Source organism: Pacificoceanicola niger (genome assembly GCF_048553275.1).
Taxonomy (GTDB): domain Bacteria; phylum Pseudomonadota; class Alphaproteobacteria; order Rhodobacterales; family Rhodobacteraceae; genus Pacificoceanicola.
Map to the genome: position 1 here is coordinate 132094 of NZ_JBLZMW010000002.1, position 19097 is coordinate 151190.

The 19097-nt window shown below is 65.3% G+C and carries 19 protein-coding genes; 4 read left to right on the top strand and 15 right to left on the bottom strand.

Annotation, left to right across the window (positions count from 1 at the left end):
• The first annotated feature begins 189 nt into the window (after positions 1–189).
• Positions 190–966 (top strand): enoyl-CoA hydratase-related protein, encoded by a 777-nt coding sequence (locus tag ACN2XU_RS03255; protein WP_419408967.1) that lies wholly within the window; start codon positions 190–192, stop codon positions 964–966.
• Positions 967–1172: 206 nt separating this feature from the next.
• Here ACN2XU_RS03255 and gltA read toward each other — a convergent pair whose 3' ends face one another.
• Both gltA and gltX read right to left on the bottom strand, forming a co-directional pair.
• Entirely contained in the window at positions 1173–2468 is a 1296-nt protein-coding gene (gltA, locus tag ACN2XU_RS03260; protein ID WP_419408968.1) for a citrate synthase, read from the bottom strand.
• An 81-nt stretch (positions 2469–2549) separates the two neighbouring features.
• Positions 2550–3953, bottom strand: a complete 1404-nt coding sequence (gltX, locus tag ACN2XU_RS03265) for a glutamate--tRNA ligase (protein WP_419408969.1) — start codon at positions 3951–3953, stop codon at positions 2550–2552.
• 77 nt (positions 3954–4030) lie between these two features.
• Here gltX and ACN2XU_RS03270 point away from each other — a divergent pair, with 77 nt between their 5' ends.
• Positions 4031–6100 (top strand): ComEC/Rec2 family competence protein, encoded by a 2070-nt coding sequence (locus tag ACN2XU_RS03270; RefSeq protein ID WP_419408970.1) that lies wholly within the window; start codon positions 4031–4033, stop codon positions 6098–6100.
• Here the strand turns inward: ACN2XU_RS03270 and lexA are convergent.
• From lexA to ACN2XU_RS03305, 7 genes are all read right to left on the bottom strand, one after another.
• A complete protein-coding gene (lexA, locus tag ACN2XU_RS03275) occupies positions 6094–6786 on the bottom strand; it encodes a transcriptional repressor LexA (protein WP_419408971.1) in 693 nt (230 codons plus the stop codon). The genes ACN2XU_RS03270 and lexA overlap by 7 nt on opposite strands.
• Before the next feature lie 171 nt (positions 6787–6957).
• Entirely contained in the window at positions 6958–8124 is a 1167-nt protein-coding gene (locus ACN2XU_RS03280) for a molybdopterin molybdotransferase MoeA (RefSeq protein ID WP_419408972.1), read from the bottom strand.
• Positions 8121–8597 (bottom strand): cyclic pyranopterin monophosphate synthase MoaC, encoded by a 477-nt coding sequence (moaC, locus tag ACN2XU_RS03285; RefSeq protein WP_419408973.1) that lies wholly within the window; start codon positions 8595–8597, stop codon positions 8121–8123. The genes ACN2XU_RS03280 and moaC overlap by 4 nt, the downstream gene beginning before the upstream one ends.
• Entirely contained in the window at positions 8594–9397 is an 804-nt protein-coding gene (trpC, locus tag ACN2XU_RS03290; protein WP_419408974.1) for an indole-3-glycerol phosphate synthase TrpC, read from the bottom strand. Before trpC ends, moaC begins: the two co-directional genes overlap by 4 nt.
• Positions 9394–10041 carry a uracil-DNA glycosylase gene (locus ACN2XU_RS03295; protein ID WP_419409267.1) on the bottom strand — a complete coding sequence of 216 codons (648 nt, stop codon included), beginning with the start codon at positions 10039–10041 and terminating at the stop codon, positions 9394–9396. Before ACN2XU_RS03295 ends, trpC begins: the two co-directional genes overlap by 4 nt.
• Positions 10041–11060 (bottom strand): anthranilate phosphoribosyltransferase, encoded by a 1020-nt coding sequence (gene trpD, locus ACN2XU_RS03300; RefSeq protein WP_419408975.1) that lies wholly within the window; start codon positions 11058–11060, stop codon positions 10041–10043. The genes ACN2XU_RS03295 and trpD overlap by 1 nt, the downstream gene beginning before the upstream one ends.
• Positions 11057–11638: an anthranilate synthase component II gene (locus ACN2XU_RS03305; protein WP_419408976.1), complete on the bottom strand. Its 582-nt coding sequence runs from the start codon at positions 11636–11638 to the stop codon at positions 11057–11059. Before ACN2XU_RS03305 ends, trpD begins: the two co-directional genes overlap by 4 nt.
• A 169-nt stretch (positions 11639–11807) precedes the next feature.
• Here ACN2XU_RS03305 and ACN2XU_RS03310 point away from each other — a divergent pair, with 169 nt between their 5' ends.
• The gene (locus ACN2XU_RS03310; protein WP_419408977.1) at positions 11808–13376 is read left to right on the top strand and encodes a divergent polysaccharide deacetylase family protein; all 1569 of its coding nucleotides are present in this window, start codon (positions 11808–11810) and stop codon (positions 13374–13376) included.
• Positions 13377–13491: 115 nt separating this feature from the next.
• Here the strand turns inward: ACN2XU_RS03310 and ACN2XU_RS03315 are convergent, their stop codons facing one another.
• The 3 genes from ACN2XU_RS03315 to ACN2XU_RS03325 form a co-directional block, all read right to left on the bottom strand.
• Positions 13492–14148 carry a DUF1638 domain-containing protein gene (locus ACN2XU_RS03315; protein WP_419408978.1) on the bottom strand — a complete coding sequence of 219 codons (657 nt, stop codon included), beginning with the start codon at positions 14146–14148 and terminating at the stop codon, positions 13492–13494.
• Positions 14120–14293, bottom strand: coding sequence for a hypothetical protein (locus ACN2XU_RS03320; protein ID WP_419408979.1), 174 nt, complete (start codon positions 14291–14293; stop codon positions 14120–14122). Before ACN2XU_RS03320 ends, ACN2XU_RS03315 begins: the two co-directional genes overlap by 29 nt.
• 146 nt (positions 14294–14439) lie before the next feature.
• Positions 14440–15144 carry a corrinoid protein gene (locus ACN2XU_RS03325; protein ID WP_419408980.1) on the bottom strand — a complete coding sequence of 235 codons (705 nt, stop codon included), beginning with the start codon at positions 15142–15144 and terminating at the stop codon, positions 14440–14442.
• Between the two features lie 157 nt (positions 15145–15301).
• Here ACN2XU_RS03325 and ACN2XU_RS03330 point away from each other — a divergent pair, with 157 nt between their 5' ends.
• The gene (locus tag ACN2XU_RS03330; RefSeq protein ID WP_419408981.1) at positions 15302–16405 is read left to right on the top strand and encodes a PA0069 family radical SAM protein; all 1104 of its coding nucleotides are present in this window, start codon (positions 15302–15304) and stop codon (positions 16403–16405) included.
• A 148-nt stretch (positions 16406–16553) separates the two neighbouring features.
• Here the strand turns inward: ACN2XU_RS03330 and bmt are convergent, their stop codons facing one another.
• From bmt to ACN2XU_RS03345, 3 genes are all read right to left on the bottom strand, one after another.
• The gene (gene bmt, locus ACN2XU_RS03335; RefSeq protein WP_419408982.1) at positions 16554–17567 is read right to left on the bottom strand and encodes a betaine--homocysteine S-methyltransferase; all 1014 of its coding nucleotides are present in this window, start codon (positions 17565–17567) and stop codon (positions 16554–16556) included.
• A gap of 183 nt (positions 17568–17750) precedes the next feature.
• A complete protein-coding gene (locus ACN2XU_RS03340) occupies positions 17751–18032 on the bottom strand; it encodes a putative quinol monooxygenase (RefSeq protein ID WP_419408983.1) in 282 nt (93 codons plus the stop codon).
• Between the two features lie 19 nt (positions 18033–18051).
• A complete protein-coding gene (locus tag ACN2XU_RS03345; RefSeq protein WP_419408984.1) occupies positions 18052–19008 on the bottom strand; it encodes a hypothetical protein in 957 nt (318 codons plus the stop codon).
• Between the last annotated feature and the right edge of the window lie 89 nt (positions 19009–19097).

Below are 19097 nucleotides of genomic sequence, written 5' to 3' on the forward strand. Positions count from 1 at the left end.
CTGTGCGCGTTCGGCCGGCTCCGCCATGGGGGCGGCACCCGGACTGATGCGTAGGTCATGCGGCTGTGACTGTCCCGAACCCGTGCGCTCCGCCTTCGTTGGTGACACGCCCGTCCGTGACGCCGCGTTTCGCTTTGCCTTTCCTGTCTTGGCGGTATTTCATGGCGCCAAACTGGAGTGAGGCCCGCCATGATCTATGAAACCATCACCTACGATCTGACCGACGATATCGCCGTGATCGCGATGAACCGTCCGACCGTGATGAATGCGCTGAACACACAGATGCGGGCCGAGTTGACGGACGCGGTGACCCGCGCGGGCAAGGCGGCGCGGGTGGTGGTGCTGACGGCCAACGGTCCGGCCTTTTGCTCGGGGCAGGATCTGGGGGATGCCAGCAGCATCGACAGCCTCGATCTGGAGCGGGTGTTGCGCGATGAATATGTGCCGATGCTGAGGGCAATCACCGAATGCCCGGTCCCGGTGATCGCGGCGGTGAACGGCGCGGCGGCGGGGGCAGGGGCCAACCTTGCGCTGGTCTGTGATGTCGTCATCGCGACCGAGAGCGCCTTCTTCATGCAGGCTTTCAGCAAGATCGGCCTGATCCCCGACGCGGGTGGCACTTGGGCGCTGCCGCGCCAGATCGGACTGGCCAAGGCCATGGGCGCGGCGCTCTTTGCCGACAAGATCAGCGCCCGGCAGGCGGACCAATGGGGCATGATCTGGGAAGCGGTGCCGGATGAAGGCTTTGAGGCGCATTGGCGCGGCCGCGCGGCGCATCTGGCGAAGGGGCCGACCGTGGCCTATTCCCACCTCAAGACGGCGCTGCGCGGGGCGTTTGAGAACGACATGGAGGCACAGCTGGCGGTGGAAGCCAAACTGCAGGGCCAGTGTGGCAAGACGCGGGATTTCAAGGAAGGCGTGATGGCCTTTCTCGAAAAGCGTCCGGCGGCCTACGAGGGCAACTGATCCCGCGTCCTTGATCGCGAAGACCCTTGGGGCCAAGGCAGCATGGGGCACCGCTGCCGGTCGGGACCTCTGTCCCGGCATGAATCCCTGCGCAGGCGCGGGGAGGCGTGTTACGGATCAGGGGGGCGTCTGAGAGAACGTCAGGCACGAAAAAAGGGCCGCCCGGCTGGGGCGGCCCTTTCTGTTTGAGACGCACGGTCGCGCTGTCAGCGGTTTTCGATATCCACGTAGTCGCGCTCGGTTTCGCCAAGATAGAGCTGACGCGGGCGGCCGATCTTGTTCTGCGGATCGTTGAGCATTTCCTTCCACTGCGACACCCAACCGACGGTGCGCGAGAGCGCGAAGATCGGGGTGAACATCGAGGTCGGGAAGCCCATCGCTTCGAGGATGATGCCGGAGTAGAAATCGACGTTCGGGAACAGCTTTTTCTCGGCAAAGTAGGGATCGGCCAGCGCCGCCTGTTCCAGTTCCTTCGCGGTGGCGAGGATCGGGTTGTTCTCGACGCCGAGCAGGTCCAGCACCTCGTCCGCCGACTGCTTCATCACGGTCGCGCGCGGGTCGAAGTTCTTGTAGACGCGGTGGCCAAAGCCCATCAGGCGGAACGGATCGTTCTTGTCCTTGGCGCGGGCGATGAACTCGGGGATGCGGTCCGGAGAACCGATTTCCTTGAGCATTTCGAGGCAGGCCTGGTTGGCGCCGCCGTGCGCCGGACCCCAGAGACAGGCGATGCCGGCGGCGATGCAGGCAAACGGGTTCGCGCCGGAGGACGAGGCCAGACGCACGGTCGAGGTCGACGCGTTCTGCTCATGATCGGCATGGAGGGTGAAGATGCGGTCCATCGCGCGGGCGAGAATCGGGTCGACGTGGTACTCTTCCGCCGGAACCGCGAAGCACATGTGCAGGAAGTTCGCCGCATAGTCGAGATCGTTGCGCGGATACACGAAAGGCTGGCCGATCGAGTACTTGTAGGCCATCGCGGCGATCGTCGGCATTTTGGCGATCAGGCGGTGCGAGGCGATCTCGCGCTGACGCGGGTCGCTGATGTCGGTGCTGTCGTGGTAGAACGCGGACATGGCACCGACCACACCGACCATGGTTGCCATCGGATGCGCATCGCGGCGGAACCCACGGAAGAAGTTGTGCATCTGCTCGTGGATCATGGTGTGGCGGGTGATGGTGCTCTCGAAGTCTTCGAGTTCCTGGGCCTTGGGCAGGTAGCCGTAGAGCAGCAGGAAGCAGACTTCGAGGTAATGCGATTTCCCGGCCAACTGGTCGATCGGGTAGCCGCGGTGCAGCAGCTCGCCCTTGTCACCGTCGATGAAGGTGATGGTGCTGTCGCAGGAGGCCGTCGAGGTGAAGCCCGGATCGTAGGTGAAGACGCCCGCCTGGCCATAGAGTTTGCGGATGTCGATCACGTCGGGGCCTGTGGTCGGCGAGTGCACCGGCAGCTCAAAGCTTTTGCCGTCAATGGTGAGCGTTGCGGTCTTCGTCGTATCAGCCATGCTTGTCATCCCTTCGTTATGCGGTGGGGCGGGGCCGATGGGGCCCGCGCCAGTCTAAGTCACATGGCCGTCTGTGCGGGGTCAGCCCCCTGTGCCGGCCGTCTCGATGCGGGCGAGGGATTCATCCCTGCCCAGAACGAGCATCATGTCGAAGACACTCGGGGTCGCCGCCCTGCCCGCAAGAGCCGCGCGCAGCGGTCCGGCAAGCTTTCCGAACTTGGTTCCCTGGTCCTCGGCAAAGCGGTTCATCACCGCCTCTAGATCATCTCGCGTCCAGCTAGCATTTTGCAAGTGCGGCGTCAACGCAGCCAGTATACCACGGGATACCGCATCGAGGTTCCTTGCCGCCTTCTCCTCCGGAACGATGGGCGTATCGGCCAGGATAAAATGACCTTTATCAAGCAGTTCCGGGAATGTCTTCGCCCTTTCCTTGAGGCAATACATGCCACGCGACAGCCCGTGTCGTTGTGCGTCTGTCAGGGGATCGGCGCCGGTGACGTCAAGGAACGCCTCAAGTTCTTGCAGCAGTGCAGCATCCTTTGCTGCGGCGATGTGCTGGCCGCAGAGATTGTCCAGTTTCTTGAAGTCGAAGCGCGCTGGCGATTTGCCGATTCCTTCGAGATTGAACCACTCCTTTGCCTGATCATCGGTAAAGAATTCGTCATCGCCGTGGCTCCAGCCAAGCCGCGCGAGGTAATTTCGAACGCCCGCCGCAGGGTAGCCCATGGCCTGGTATTCCTCGACACCGAGCGCGCCGTGGCGCTTGGACAGTTTCTTTCCGTCGGGGCCGTGAATCAGCGGGATATGCGCCCAGACCGGCACGTCCCAGCCCATGGCGGTGTAGATGCCCATTTGCCGGGCGGCATTGTTCAGGTGATCGTCGCCCCGGATCACATGCGTGACGCCCATGTCATGATCGTCGACCACCACAGCCAGCATGTAGACCGGCGTGCCGTCGCTGCGCAGCAGAATCATGTCGTCAAGCTGATCGTTGCGGATCGTCACGCGGCCCTGCACCTGATCGTCGATGACCGTCTCGCCGTCCTGCGGGGTTTTGAGGCGGATGGCATAGGGGGCGTCCGGATGCGTGGCGGGATCGGCGTCGCGCCACGGCGATTGAAACAGGGTCGAGCGTTTCTCCGCGCGGGCGGCTTCGCGGAAGGCTTCGATCTCGTCCTGAGTCGAGAAGCACTTGTAGGCCGCCCCTTTGTCCAGCAGCTCAAGAGCCACCGCGCGGTGCCGCTCTGCGCCTGCGGCCTGGCTCACCGCTTCGCCGTCGTGATCGAGGCCGAGCCACGCCATGCCCTTGAGGATCGCCGCCGTGGCCTCCGGCGTGGAGCGGGCGATATCGGTGTCTTCGATGCGCAGCAGAAACTTGCCGCCACGGCCCCGAGCATAGAGCCAGTTGAACAGCGCGGTCCGTGCGCCGCCGATGTGCAGGTAGCCCGTGGGCGAGGGGGCGAAACGGGTCACGACTTCGGACATCTTGGTTAACCTTTTGATAACGGTGGCGAGGGTAGCTTGGGCTGTTCCTTAAACACCCGTATTGCGCGGGGCAAGCGATGGCAGGGCTCTTTTCATGGCTGCGCGAGGTGCTGCTGGCGCAGCGCGGCTATCTGTTTCCATGGGCGCCGGTCTGTCTCGGGATCGGCGTTGGCGGCTATTTCGGGCTGCGTCTTGAGCCGCCGGTCTGGCTGCTGTGGCTGTGTCTTGGCGCTGTGCTGCCGTGGCTGGCCTGGCTGCGCTGTGCCGGGGCGGTGTCCGGCCCTCTGGTCTCTGCCCTGGTGTTGATTGCGGCGGGGTTTGGCCTCGCCGGAGCCAAGGCGCATGGGGTCGCGGCGCCAGTGCTGGATTTTCGATATTACGGCGCCATCGAAGGCCGGATCGTGGGCATCGACCGCTCCGCCTCCGACGCGGTGCGCCTGACGCTCGACCGGGTGGTGCTGGAGCGCATGGACCCGGCAAAGACGCCGCGCCGGGTGCGCGTGTCGCTGCATGGGGAGCAAGGGTTCTACGAGCCGCAGCCCGGCGCGCTCATCATCCTGACCGGCCATCTTTCGGCGCCCGGCGGCGCGGTGGAGCCCGGTGGTTTCGATTTCAAGCGCCATGCCTGGTTCTTGCGTCTTGGCGGCATCGGGTACACCCGCAATCCGGTCCTGCTGCTCGAACCGCCGGGCGGTGGGCAATGGGTTTTCAAGGCGCGCATGGCCCTGTCGGCGCGGGTTCAGGCCGCGTTGCCGGGGGCAGCGGGGGCCTTTGCGGCGGCCGTGATGACGGGGGATCGCTCCGGCATGAGCCGCGAGGCGCTGCAGGCGCTGCGCGACACCAACCTTGCGCATCTTCTGGCGATCTCCGGCCTGCACATGGGGCTGCTGGCCGGCTTTGTCTTTGCGGTGCTGCGGGTTGGCCTGTTGCTGCATCCGGGCTTGCGCCATCACGGGCCGGTCAAGAAGCTCGCGGCGGGGGGGGCGTTGATCGCGGCCTTTGGATACTTGTTGCTGTCGGGCGGCAATGTCGCGACGGAGCGGGCGTTCGTCATGGCGGCGGTGGCGCTTTGCGCATTGATGCTGGAGCGGCGGGCGCTGAGCCTGCGGGCGGTGGCGATGGCGGCGTTGATCGTTCTGATCCTGCACCCCGAAGCGGTCTTCAGTCCAGGGTTCCAGATGTCTTTCGCCGCGACCACGGCGCTCGTCGCGGTGTTCGAATGGGTCAACCGCAGCCGCGCCGGGCGCGACTGGCCGCGCTGGACCGGGCCGGTGCTCGGGCTGGTGATTTCTTCTGCGGTGGCGGGCGCGGCAACAGCGCCGGTCGGCATGGCGCATTTCAACCAATCGGCCAGCTATGGCCTGATCGCGAACCTGATCTCGGTGCCGGTGATGGGCCTTTTGGTGGTGCCGATGGGGGTGTTGGCCGGGCTGTTGATGCCGCTGGGCCTCGACTGGATCGCGCTGGCCATCATGGGGCTCGGGCTTGACTGGATCCTTGGCGTGGCGGCGGAGGTTGCGGGCTGGCCCGGGGCGGTGAACCCGGTGGTCGCGCCGCCGGGGATCGTGCTTCCGATGATGGCGCTTGGCGGGCTGACACTCTGTCTGTGGCGTGGACGCGGGCGCGGCCTTGGCCTCGTGCCCATGGTGGCGGCTGTGCTGATCTGGAGCCAATCGGAGCGCCCGGCCGTGCTGATCGCGGACACCGGCAGCCTCGTCGGGCTGATGACTCCTGAGGGGCGGGCGCTTTCGCGCAAGAGCGGCTCGGGGTTTGTCGCGCAGAATTGGCTGGAGAACGATGGAGCGGCGGGCAGCCAGGCCGATGCCGCAGCGCTCTGGCCCGGACCGTCCGGCCGGGAAAGTCTTGCGCAACTGGGGCCCTACGAAGTGGTGCACCTGCAAGGCAAACGCGCCGTGGCCGCCTGGACAGGCTGCGCAGCGGGTCAGATCATCGTGGCCAGTGCCGATCTGGCGTTGAGTGGGCCATGCACACGTTTTGATCCGGCCTCGCTGAAACGGACCGGATCGGTGGCGATCTGGATGAAAGAGACGGGGCCGCGCGTGGTGACGGCGAGCGAGGTCTCCGGACGGCGTCTGTGGCACGGGGCGGCTCCCGCGCCGATCACCGTTGCCGAGGCCGCTCAGTAGGTGCGCAGAAGCCCGACAAGCTTGCCCTGAACGCTGACGCTGCCGGCCGGGAGCATGCGCGATTCATAGGCGCGGTTCGCGGCCTCAAGGGTGATCATGTCGCCCTTGCGGCGATAGCGTTTGAGCGTGGCCTCATAGCCTTCGACCTGCGCCACGACAATCTCGCCTTCGTTGGCGCTGCTGGTCTCGGCAATGATCACGACGTCGCCGTCGTTGATGCCCGCGTCGATCATGGAATCGCCTTTGACTTCAAGCGCATAGTGCCGACCGCGCCCGGAGAGCATCTGCGGCGGAACACCAATCATCGGGGGCGAGTCGTTGATCGCCTCGATCGGCACACCGGCGGCGATGCGGCCCATCAGGGGCAGCTCGCTTGCCTCTGTCTGGAAGCTGTGCGCCGCTGGCGGCGTTCGGTCGGGGCGGTCGCCGTCGATCAGGCGCGGCGTGAAGCCGGAGGGCCGTCCGCCGAGGCTTTCGGGGAGTTTGACCACCTCGATGGCCCGCGCGCGGTGCGCGAGGCGACGGATGAAGCCGCGCTCCTCAAGCGCGGTGATCAGGCGGTGAATGCCGGATTTGGAGCGCAGGTTGAGCGCGTCCTTCATTTCATCAAACGAGGGCGGCACCCCGTCCCGCGCCATGCGTGTGTTGATGAATTCCAATAGATCGAGTTGTTTTCTGGTCAGCATGCCCGGCCTCCCTGTGAGGTGTTCGTTAGCGTTTGTTCTACGCGTGTTCACGTTTTGTGTCAACTCATCGCTTGTGGATAAGTCGAAACGCGGACCGCGCCCGGTGAGTATCTCTTCACCTTGGTTAACGAAATCTTGCCACGGACGGTGTGATTTTGTGTCAGCCCGCGCTCAGAGCGGGATGTACGCGACGCAGTCTCCGGCGGCGCGCGGGCCGTCCTTCACGGGGCGCACGATCAGCGCGTTGGCCGCGCCCAGCACGCTGAGCAGGGAGGAATCCTGGCGGTCGAAGGCGGTCAGACCGTCGGGCCCGAGCTCAGCGCGCATGTAGTGCTCGCGCGGGCCGTTTTCGCCCAACGGCTTGGCGAGTGGGGCTGTTTTCCGTGGCTGTGGCGCGGCGCCAAGGCCGAGCATCGCGCGGATCACCGGGGCCACAAAGACATGGCCACAGACCATCGCAGAAACCGGATTGCCCGGCAGGCCGATCATCATGGCATCGTTCAGACGCCCGGACATCAACGGTTTGCCGGGGCGCATGGCGACCTTGTGGAAGCTCTGCTCCATGCCCAGTTCGGCGGCGACGGGGGCCACCAGATCGTGATCGCCGACCGAGGCACCGCCGATGGTGATCACCAGATCGGCGTCTTCGACAAGGCCAAGCACGGTCTTGAGCGAGGCGGCGTTGTCCCGCGCGATCGGCAGCAGGCGGGGATCGGCGCCAAGCTGCTGTAACAGCGCATACAGGCCGAATGTGTTCGAGGCGATGATCTGATCCGGCCCCGGCGTTTCCCCCGGCATCACCAGTTCGTCGCCCGTGGAGATCAGGGCAACGACGGGTTTGCGCGCGACGCACACACGGGCAATGTTCATGGACGCGAGCAGGGCAATGTCGCCGGAGGACAGGATGCGCGGCGCCGCGAGCGTTGTACCGGCGGTAAAATCGTTGCCGGCCGGGCGGATATTGTCCGAGGCATCGGGCCGGTCGCCGATGGTCACGGTGTCGCCGTTGCGGGTGACATCCTCCTGAATGACCACGCGGCTCGTTCCGGGCGGCACCGGAGCGCCGGTGAAGATGCGCACGGCTTGTCCCGTGGCCACGGCCCCGTCGAAGCGACGGCCTGCGGCGCTCTCACCGATCACCCGGAGGGTGTCACCTGGATTGGCCTCGGCCACCGCGTAGCCATCCATCGCGGAGGCCGGGAAGGGCGGTTGATCCCGGGTGCTGCGCGCATCCTGCGCAAGCACGCGGCCAGCAGCCTGCAGCAGGGGAATCTCTTCGGTTCCGCTGGGCCGGGCCAGCGTAAACAGGCGGTCGAGGGCTTCGCTGACGGTGATCATTCCGCCTCAAAGCGTCCGGATTTTCCGCCGTCCTTCAAGGTCACATGGATGCCGCCGATTTCCATCGCCTTATCGACGGCCTTGACCATGTCATAAACGGTGAGCGCGGCGGTAGAGACGGCCGTCAGCGCCTCCATTTCGACGCCGGTCTGGCCGGTGGTCTTGACCGTGGCGGTGATACGCAGGCCGGGCAGGTCCGGATCTTGCGTCAGATCGACGGTGACCTTGGTGATCGGCAGCGGATGGCATAGCGGGATCAGCTCGGGCGTCTTCTTGGCCCCCATGATCCCGGCGAGGCGTGCGACGCCGATCACGTCGCCCTTCCTGGCACGGCCTTCGGTGATCAGCGCGAAGGTCTCGGGCGCCATGCGAACCCAGCCCGCGGCGGTGGCGATGCGGGCGGTGATGGCCTTGTCGGAAACATCCACCATATGGGCATTGCCGGCGGCGTCGAAGTGAGTGAGATCGCTCATGCGGGCACCGGGTCCTTGAGCAGCGCCCGGGTTGCGGCGGTCACGTCATCCTTGCGCATCAGGCTCTCGCCGATGAGGAAGGCGCGCGCGCCGTACCCGGCCATGTCGGCGAGGTCCCCGGGGGTGTTCAGACCGCTTTCGGAGATCAGGAAACGGCCCTCCGGGATGCGTTTCGAGAGTTCACGTGTTGTCTCAAGAGAGGTCTCGAAGGTCTTGAGATTGCGGTTGTTTACGCCGATGAGAGGGGATTTCAGCGCCAGCGCGCGATCGAGTTCCTCGCCGTCGTGCACCTCGATCAGCGCGTCCATGCCCCACGCGAAGGCAGCGGCCTCCAGTTCGGCGGCCTGCGCATCGGAGACGCTCGCCATGATGATCAGAATGCAATCCGCGTTCAGCGCCCGGGCCTCGGCGACCTGGTAGGGGTAATACATGAAATCCTTGCGCAGCGCGGGCATCTGCGTCGCGGCGCGGGCCTGTACGAGAAAGTCCTTGGCGCCCTGAAAGCTGGGCGTGTCGGTCAGCACCGAGAGGCAGGTCGCGCCGCCGTCCTCATAGGCCTTGGCGAGCTTGGCCGGTTCGAAATCGGCGCGGATCAGGCCCTTGGAGGGGGAGGCTTTCTTCACTTCGGAGATCAGCGCGTAGCCGGTTTCCGCCGCCTTCAAAAGTGCCTGTGCGAAGGGGCGCACCGGGGCTGCGGCCCTGGCGTCGGCTTCGACGGCAGCATAGGGTCTCGCGGCCTTGTCGGCGGCGACCTCTTCGAGCTTGTAGGCCTTGATCTTGTCGAGAATGGTCTGCGTCATGTCGGTGTCGTCCAGTTGATGGGCGTGTCCCCTCTGGCTTTAAGCCAGTCGTTGACCTGGGAAAAGGGGCGCGAGCCGAAAAAGCCGCGCCGGGCCGAAAGCGGCGAGGGGTGGGCGCTGCGCAGGATCAGGTGATCGGAGCGGGTGATGTGCTTGTCAAAGCCCTGCGCGGGCTTGCCCCACAGGATGAAGGCGCGGGGCCGATCCGAGAGGCGCGCGAGCACGTCCGTGGTGAGGTGCGTCCAGCCAAGCTTGGCGTGGGCATTGGCCTCGCCCGCCGGGACGGTGAGGCAGGTGTTCAGAAGCAAAACGCCCTGGGATGCCCAGAAGCGAAGATCGCCATTCGGCGGAATAGCGCCCTGATCGTCCTGCAACTCCTTGAAAATATTAGTAAGGGAGCGCGGCAGCGGCCGCACGTCCGGCTCCACCGAGAAGGCGAGGCCATGGGCGTGGCCTGGCGTCGGATAGGGGTCCTGTCCAAGAATGACGACGCGGGTGCGATCCGGCGGGCAGGCGTCGAGCGCGGCAAAGCGCTGCCGCTCCGGCGGCAGGATCTGGCGCGGGTCCGCTTTGATCGCGTCGCGCAGGGCGGGCCACCGCGCCGCGAAAAACGGCAGGTCGGCCCAGGCAGCAGGCGGGCTGATCACGCCGCCTGCGTGGCTTTGGCCAGCGCCTGCACCTTTGCCAGCGCGGCACCGCTGTCGATGCTTTGCGCCGCCATTTCAACGCCTTGCCGAAGATCAGAGGCCTTGCCCGCGATGGTCAGCGCGGCGGCGGAGTTGAGCAGGACGGCGTCGCGGTAGGCGCTTTTTCCGCCATCGAGCAGCGCCCGGAAGGCCTTGCCGTTGTCTTCCGGTGTGCCGCCGAGGATCGCCTCGAAGGGGTGCTGCGGCAGGCCCGCGTCCTCGGGATGCAGTTCGACCTCGCGAATGCTGTTGTCCTCTTCCAGCGCCGCAACCCAGGACACGCCTGCAATGGACAGCTCATCGGTGCCGTCACTGCCGTGCACCAGCCACGCGCGTTCGGAGCCAAGGCGGCGCAGAACCTCCGCCATGGGGCGGATCAGGTCACGGGTGAAGGCCCCGGTCAGCTGACGCTTGACGCCAGCGGGGTTGGTCAAGGGCCCGAGAATATTGAAGATTGTCCGGGTGGCAAGCTCCGTGCGCACCGGGCCGACATGGGCCATGGCCGGATGATGCATGGGCGCCATCATGAAGCAGATGCCAACCTCCGCCAGAGCCTTTTCGACGACAGCGGGGCCAACCATGACGTTGATGCCCATCTGCCCCAGCGCATCCGCCGCGCCGGATTTGGACGAGAGGTTGCGGTTGCCATGCTTGGCGACTGGCACGCCTGCGCCCGCGACGACAAAGGCGGTGGCGGTCGAGATATTGAGCGTGCCCTTGCCGTCGCCGCCGGTGCCGACGATGTCCATGGCGCCCGCCGGGGCGGCGACCTTGTGGCATTTGGCGCGCATGACGGCGGCGGCGGCGGCGTATTCGTCCACCGTCTCGCCCCGTGTCCGAAGCGCCATGAGCAGACCGCCGATCTGCGCCGGGGTCGCCTCGCCCTCGAACAGGATGGTGAAGGCGGTTTCGGCTTCGGATTGCGTCAGCGGGCGGTCGGCGGCGACCCCGATCAGCGATTTGATGTCTGCTCTCATGCCGGCACCCGGGTGGTTTCGAGGAATGTTCTGAGCATGGCGTGACCATGTTCGGAGCGAATGCTCTCGGGGTGGAATTGCACGCCTTCGATGGGCAGGCTTTCGTGGCGCAGCCCCATGATGGTGCCATCCTCCAACTCGGCGGTGACCTGCAGACAGGCGGGCAGGTCGCTGCGCCGGACCACAAGGCTGTGATAGCGCGTGGCCAGCAGCGGCGAGGGCAGCCCGGCAAAGACGCCGCTCCCGTGATGGTGCATTTTGCCCATCTTGCCATGCACGATTTCGTCGTGGCGCACGACGGTGCCGCCAAAGGCCTGACCAATGGTCTGATGCCCGAGGCAGACACCAAAGAGCGGCGTGCGGGTATCGGCGGCGGCCTGCGTGAGCGCAAGGCAGATGCCGGACTGGTCCGGGGTGCCGGGGCCGGGGGAGAGCACGATGCCCTCGGGCTTCATCGCCATGGCCTGCTGCACATCGAGAGCATCGTTGCGCCAGACCTTCACGTCAGCCCCAAGCTCGCCAAAGTAATGGACGAGATTATAGGTAAAACTGTCATAATTGTCGATCAACAGCAGCATGGCACTCTCTCGGGGGTGGCGGCGCGGGGCCGGGTCGCGGTATACATGCGCAGGCGGGCCCGGTGGCGTCAAGACCACCGGGGCAGATACGCCTGCGACAGGCAGGATGAACCAGGGCTGCGGAGTTTGGCTGCGCGGCGCGGCAAGCGAAAAGGGCAGAGGTCAGGACATGGCACGCGGATTTGTGTTGGGCGCGATCTGGGGAACGGTGGTCGCGGGATTGGGTGCGGGCGCGATGTCGCTCATGCTTGGCTCTCCGGAGCGCGGACCGTCGCCGGTTGCGGACATGGAGACAGAGGTGCTCACCGACCCGGAGGTGACCGAGGCGGCCGCGCCGGAGGCGGCGACCGACACCGCCCCTGCGCCCAGGACGGAAGCCGCGCCCGCTGCGGTCACGGAACCGGCGCAGGACAGCCCACCGCTCTCCGAAGAACAGGCGGAGTCTGCGCCAATGCCAGAGGTCGAAACCGAGCCATCGCGCACGGCGGAGCCGGAGATTGCCGGGAGCGAGGCCGCACCGGCCACGCGGCCCGCGCCAGAGAGCGATGTGGATGTGCCGGAGCAGGGCGCCGCCGGGCTGGATGCACCGGATGCACCGGAGACCATCGCGAGAGAGACGGAGTCTGCCGCGGCGCCCGCGATCGGGGACGCACCCGAGCCGCCCGAAGCCGTGGCCGCGCAGGACAGTGCCGCGCCGGTGACCGCCGAAGTGGATGCGCCGGTCGAGACCATGACAGCATCCCGGGCGCCGGCCATGCCCGCCCCGGACACCGAGCCGTCCGTGTCCGTCGAACCGGCAGAGCCGCCCATGCAGACAACCGCGGCAGAGACCGCACCGGATGGGGCAGACGAAGAGGCAAGCGAGACAGAGGCCGCGCCCGAGGCGGAAGAGCCGCAGGTTGCCGTCATCAACATTCCTGTCGTGCGCGAGGCAGAGAGCGAAGAGGATACCGCTGGGACCGGGTTGCTGAACCGCGATCCGGCGGTGCCACAGGGCCGTTTGCCGAGCATCGGAGACACAGCGGCGCAGGCCGGGACAAGCGCAGGACCGGGGGCGGACAGTCCGCTGGTGCGGTTTGCGGCAAAGGCCGAGGCCGCGCCCGATTTGCCGCGCATGGCAATCCTCCTGATCGACGAGGGCAGCGGGCCGCTTGGGCCGGAGGCGCTGGAATCTTTTCCGTTTCCAGTGAGCTTTGCGATCGGCCCGGGCCATCCGGATGCGGCCGCCACAGCGCAGGCCTATCGCGAGCGCGGCTTTGAGGTGATGGCCATTGCCGATGTGCCGCAGGGCGCGCAGGCGTCGGACGTCGAGGTGATCCTCTCCGGGACGATCGACGCGATTCCCGGCGCGATCGGTGTTCTGGAATCGCCCGAAAACGGGGTGCAGGGCAGCCGGGAAATCTCGGATCAGGTGAGTGCCTATCTGGCCGACACCGGGCATGGCATCGTGATGCAGCCCAAGGGATTGAACACAGCGCAGCAACTGGCGCTGAAAGAGGGGGTGCCCTCGGCCACGCTGTTCCGCGATTTCGACGACAAGGGTCAGGACGCCCAGGTGATCCGCCGTTTCCTCGATCAGGCGGCGTTCCGTGCCCGGCAGGAAGGCGCGGTGATCATGCTGGGCCGGTTGCGTGCCGATACGATCTCTGCCCTCGTGCTCTGGGGGCTGCAGGATCGGGCGTCGAGCGTGGCCTTGGTGCCGGTGTCGCTTGTTCTCAAGGAAACGGTGGCGGAATAGGGCGGAATCGCTGCCGGGGACGGCTTCTGCGGCGCGCATGGGTTCATGATCTTGAACAGGGGTGCGGGGCATAGCCCCGCCCTACAGGCCATCCCGCCGCGTCGGGCCGGGCGCGCTATCCGCGACTGGCCCAGTCCTGCAACCGCGTTTCCAGATCGCCATAGCCCGTCAGCCGCCGCTCGAAACGCAGCCCGAGGCGGTCCGCCTGGGTCTTCGCCTTGGCGGTGAGGGCTGCATCGTCGGTCTGGGCGAGGTAGACCAGCGTTTCATAATTTCCGAAGTACATGTCGCGCAGATCCGGATGCCGGTCGAGGCCGAGCGGTTTCCACACGAAGGCGTCGAACTGCCGGACAAGGAAGTCGGTCAGAAAGAAGCTGGTAACCTCGCCGCGCGCTTCGAAGCTGTCGATGCCGTCAAAGAAGGCATAGCAATGCGGCCCGGCGACCATTTCGATCCCCATTTCGGCGCAGGCGGCCTCCAGCAGACCGCCGGTGCCGCAATCGGCATAGACCACGTAGATCTGATCGTAGGTGCCACGATGTTTGTGCACCGCCTCGCGCACCGCGTCCGTGATCCGCTCCGGGTGATTGTGCAGTATGGCGGGCAGGCAGGCCAGGTCCAGATGATGCCAGCCATTGCGCGCCTTGAGGTCGAGAATCTCCCGTGCGAGCGCCCCGCAGGCGATCAGCAGCACACGGCCTTCGCCGGTCGGCGTCAATCCCTCCGCAGTAAGCGCGGCGGTGTCAGGCGTGGGTGTCATCGTGGGGAACATGCGCCATGGCCCAGCGGGCAATCAGCGCAACACACAGGAGCAAAGGCAGCACCGTCAGCATACCCCAAGCGGTCACCGCCCAAATTGTCAGCGCGGCGGCTGCAATAACGGCAAGGATAAGCAAGGCGAAAGATGTGACAGGCACGCGGAAACTCCTCTCTCCTGTCCCCAATATGGCGCATAACCGGTTAAAGAAAAAGGCCCCTTTGATCACAAAGAGGCCAGCTTGGCAGGATTCAGCGCGTTTCGGCCAATCCCGGACCGAAAATCGGTCCGGGGCGCGGAAACCGATCAGCCAGCGGCCATCTGGTTGTGCTTGCGCGCGATGTAGTCCTTGGCGGTCTCGACCGCGACGGCCGCATCGCGGCAATAGGCGTCGGCGCCGATGGCCTTGCCGAATTCCTCGTTCAGAGGCGCACCTCCGACGAGCACGATATAGTCGTCGCGAATGCCCTGTTCGATCATCGTGTCGATCACCACCTTCATATACGGCATGGTGGTGGTCAGCAGGGCGGACATGCCGAGGATGTCGGCCTCTTCGCGGGCGATGGCTTCGAGATAGCTCTCGACCGGGTTGTTGATCCCGAGGTCGACCACATCGAAGCCGGCGCCTTCCATCATCATGGAGACGAGATTCTTGCCGATGTCGTGAATGTCGCCCTTGACCGTGCCGATGACCATCTTGCCCATACGCGGAGCGCCGGTCTCAACCAGAAGTGGCTTGAGGATGGCCATGCCGGCCTTCATCGCGTTGGCCGCCAGAAGCACTTCGGGAACAAACAGAATGCCATCGCGGAAGTCATGCCCGACGATTGTCATGCCGCCCACGAGAGCCTTGGTCAGAATGTCGTAGGGGGTCCAGCCGCGTTCGAGCAGGATGTTGACGCCATCTTCGATCTCTTCCTTGAGACCGTCGTAGAGGTCGTCCCACATCTGTTCGACGAGCTCTTCGTCGTTCAGTTCGGAGAGGATGATTTCGTCTTCTTCGTCGGACATGGTCTTTTCCTTTTGTCGGCCCGCAGGTCGGCGAGGCTCGAAATTAAGTCCTAATGGTACGATTGCGAGAAACAGAGTTGGCGAATTCCGACATGGAGCGATTCATCTCCGACTTGGTGCCCTGGCACTGTGCCGAAAGATTGTTAATGTTCTCACAATGTTCTATTCTGATGCGATGACCCGACCGCTTCGCCCCGTTTCCGCCCAAGAGCGCCCCGGCCGCGCCGCCCTGAGCCGCGATGCCGGACGATTCGAACGCTTTGCCCGAGAGGACGTGTCGGATGGCTGGGATATTCCGGAGGAGCAGGCAATTCTGCGCACGCATGTCAGCGACGAGGTGCCGCGCAGTGTCATCACCTATCAACGCTCGCCGGACCTGCCCTTCGACCGATCGCTCAATCCCTACCGGGGGTGCGAGCATGGCTGCATCTATTGCTTTGCGCGACCGAGCCACGCCTATCTGGGCCTTTCGCCGGGGCTGGATTTCGAAACGCGGCTGATTGCGCGGCCGACGGCGCCACAGGTCCTGGCGCGCGAGCTTCGGGCAAAGCGCTACAGCGCCGCTCCGCTCGCCATCGGCACCAACACGGATCCCTATCAGCCGATCGAAGGCGAGCGGCGTATCATGCGCGCGTGCCTCGAAGTGCTGCGCGCATTTCGACATCCGGTGGCAATCGTGACCAAGGGCACGTTGATCGAGCGCGACATCGACCTGTTGGCCGAAATGGCCGAGCAGGGCCTTGTCCGCGTAGGGATTTCCGTGACCACACTGGATGCGGGCCTGTCGCGGCGCATGGAGCCGCGCTGTCCGGCGCCAAAGCGGCGCCTGGCGGTCATTCGCCGGCTGACAGAGGCCGGCATTCCGGTGCGGGTTATGGCCTCCCCGATGGTGCCGGCGCTGACCGATCCGGAGCTGGAAGCCATTCTGGAGGCGGGACGGGATGCGGGTGCAAGCTCGGCCAGCTGGATCATGCTGCGCCTGCCGCGCGAGGTGGCGACGCTTTGGCAGGACTGGCTGCAGGCGCATTACCCGGACCGCGCCGGGCGTATCATGGGACATCTGCGCGCGATGCACGGCGGGGAGGTCTACTCGGCCAAGTGGTTCAGCCGGATGCGCGGGGAGGGACCCTATGCCGATATCGTCGCGCAGCGGTTCGACCGCGCGGCGCGCGCGCTCGGTCTTGATCACAGGCAACCGGCGCTGCGCTGCGATCTGTTTCGGGTGCCGCCGCAGGTGGGGGATCAATTGAGCCTGTTCTGAACGCGCGCGCCCGAGACCCGCGCGCGCAGCCCGCGGCTGCAGACCTCGCTGAAGAGGGGAGGCAACGCCAGCTCTCAGGCCGCATGGGATTCGGTCGGCGCCGGGATGTCGGTGGGCGGAGTGAGACATTGGGATGCCCCTGAATGGTTTAGCCGCGGCGGCGGCGACTTTTGCGTTCGCGTGTGGGGCCGCCATCGTCAGTGCCGTCGCTTTCAGACGAAAAGCCGCCCATTGCTGCGGTGATCTGATCCAGCGTCGGGCGCGGTCCCTTGGGACGGGTTTCCAGAGCTTCGCGCATCGCCTTGAGGTGAACCGGCATGGTGCCGCAGCAGCCGCCGATGATCCGCGCCCCGGCATCCCGCGCGAGGCAGGCGTAATCGGCCATGAGATCCGGTGTGCCGTCATAATGAATGTGACCGTCCTCGTATTTCGGAATCCCGGCGTTGCCCTTGGCGATGATCGGGCGCTCCGTGCCTTGGGCCACGAAGCCGAGCACCGTGCGCAGCAGGTCCGAAGCCCCGACACCGCAATTCGCGCCAAACGCCACGGGCGAATTCGGCAGCGCTTCGACAATGTCGACCATGCTGGCGGAGGTCACGCCCATCATGGTGCGGCCCGCCGTGTCGAACGACATGGTCCCGCACCACGGTGCACCGATATTGCCAAAGGCTTCTGCGGCGGCGCGGAATTCTTCGGGGGCGGAGATGGTCTCGACCCAGAGCACATCGGCACCGCCATCCATCAGCCCCTTGGCCGTTTCTTCAAACATTTCGACGGCGGTTTCATGCGCCAGCGTGCCTGCGGCGCCCATGATTTCCCCGGTCGGGCCGACGGAGCCGGCGACGATGACCTGACGTCCGGAGGCGTCCGCACATTCGCGTCCAAGCTCTGCGGCCAGTTTGGATAACTCATAGGCGCGGTGCTGGGCGTCATGCAGTTTGAGCCGCGAGGCGTTGGCCCCGAAAGAGTTGGTCAGAAACAGGTCAGAGCCAGCGTTGATCGCGCCGTTGTAGAGGGCACGGATCTTGTCCGGCTCGTTCTCGTTCCAGAACTCCGGCGCGTCGCCGGACATCAAGCCCATGTTGAACAGGTTGGTTCCGGTTGCCCCATCCGCGAGCAGCCAATCGCGGGTTTCGAGCAGTTTGGTCAGAGCGTCGGACATGCGTCCCCCTTGAATCAATCTTCGCGGGGTCTGGCATGGTTCGGCGGCTGAAGCAAATTCATAATCTGCATGATGGTTATGAATTGCGTGGGCAGGCGCCGGGGTCGATGACGCGGTTGGGGGCCAGCCCCCACACCCCCGGGATATTTAAGCAAAGAAGAAGCACCGGGACGCTCGGGACGGTCAGTCCGCGTCCCCGGTGACTGCATAGTCACGCGGCTGGCCCTTGGTTATGGAGGCCCAATGCGATGAGGCGCCGCGAGACTGGCGGGCGGCGACGGCCAGCCGGTCGGAGAATTCCTCGCTGACGTGGAACAGGCCGGGCTGGTCTGGATCTTCGGTCACGTCGAAGCGCAGGCAGCCGGGTTCGTCGCGGGTCAGCGCAATGTGCAGGGGCAGGGATGCGCGCACCGCGTCGAGACGATCGGGCGGGCAGGTCAGGGTTCCGCTCAGGAAGACGGGCATGGGGGCAGGTTCTGAAGGATCAGGACAGGAAGCCGTGACGCTTGAGCGTTTCCAGCGTTCGGTAGTCGGTGTTTCGGTAGAAGCGCTTGAGGTTGGCCACCGCTGTGTCGCTCAGATGCGGGTCGAGGTTGGCCTTGTGCATCCGGGTATGTTTGAGCGGTACGTCCACGCCGATGTGCAGATCGGCGATCATCGTCTGAAAATCCGCATCAAAGCTCTCGACACGGCCCACGGCGACGATGTTGTCGCGATAGACCTCGACCCAGGCGCCGTTGTGCAGATGCCAGCCAATGCCCTTGTTCATATGCTCGTCCGGCATGCGCATCAGCAGATGGGCCAACACGCGGCGTTTGAGGTTCGGGCCATAGAGTGCTTCGGCGAGATCATTGGCGGTCTTGAATTGCGCCATAAGGAATTCGTACTCGGCCGGGTAGGCGTGACCGGTGCGGATCTTGGTTTCTATCCGCATGGGCGCCGGGCAATTGGCGAGCGTGGCGCTGCCCGGAGCCATGCCGGAGACGTCGAATTGTGTAATGCTCTTTGAATGGTTGAAGGCGGAGATGAAGCGCTTGATCGGATCACGCACCCAGACCACGTAGCGGCGGCTCGCGTCCAGCGGCGCCTTGCGCATGTGCAACTCGTGAACGTCGATGCCGGCCTCGACGAAGGACCTGCGGATGGAGGTGCCGCCGCATTTGCCGATATGGACAAGCGTGACGGGTTCCAGCCCGTGCTGCATCGGAAAGCTTTCATTCCAGTGGTGGAAGGTGCGTCTCGACTCCGGCAGATCGGAAAGGTGCACCGGCGGGCAGGCCGCTTTGCCGCCTTTGGGTTTCAGCGCCAGCATAAGTGCGCCCCGGAGCGAGCGGGCGGTGTTGTTGGCGATCCGACCCAGCATCCGGCCCCAGACGACGGGCGTTGCCTTCGGGGTGTTGCCCTCTGCCATCAGGTTGTCTTCGCTCCGGTCGTACGGCAAATCACACACTCCAAAATCGGTCGTCCTGCAATCGGGGCGCCGGTGCCAGACGCCTTGTCATCATCTTTCAGCCGCGGCAGGGCTGCGTC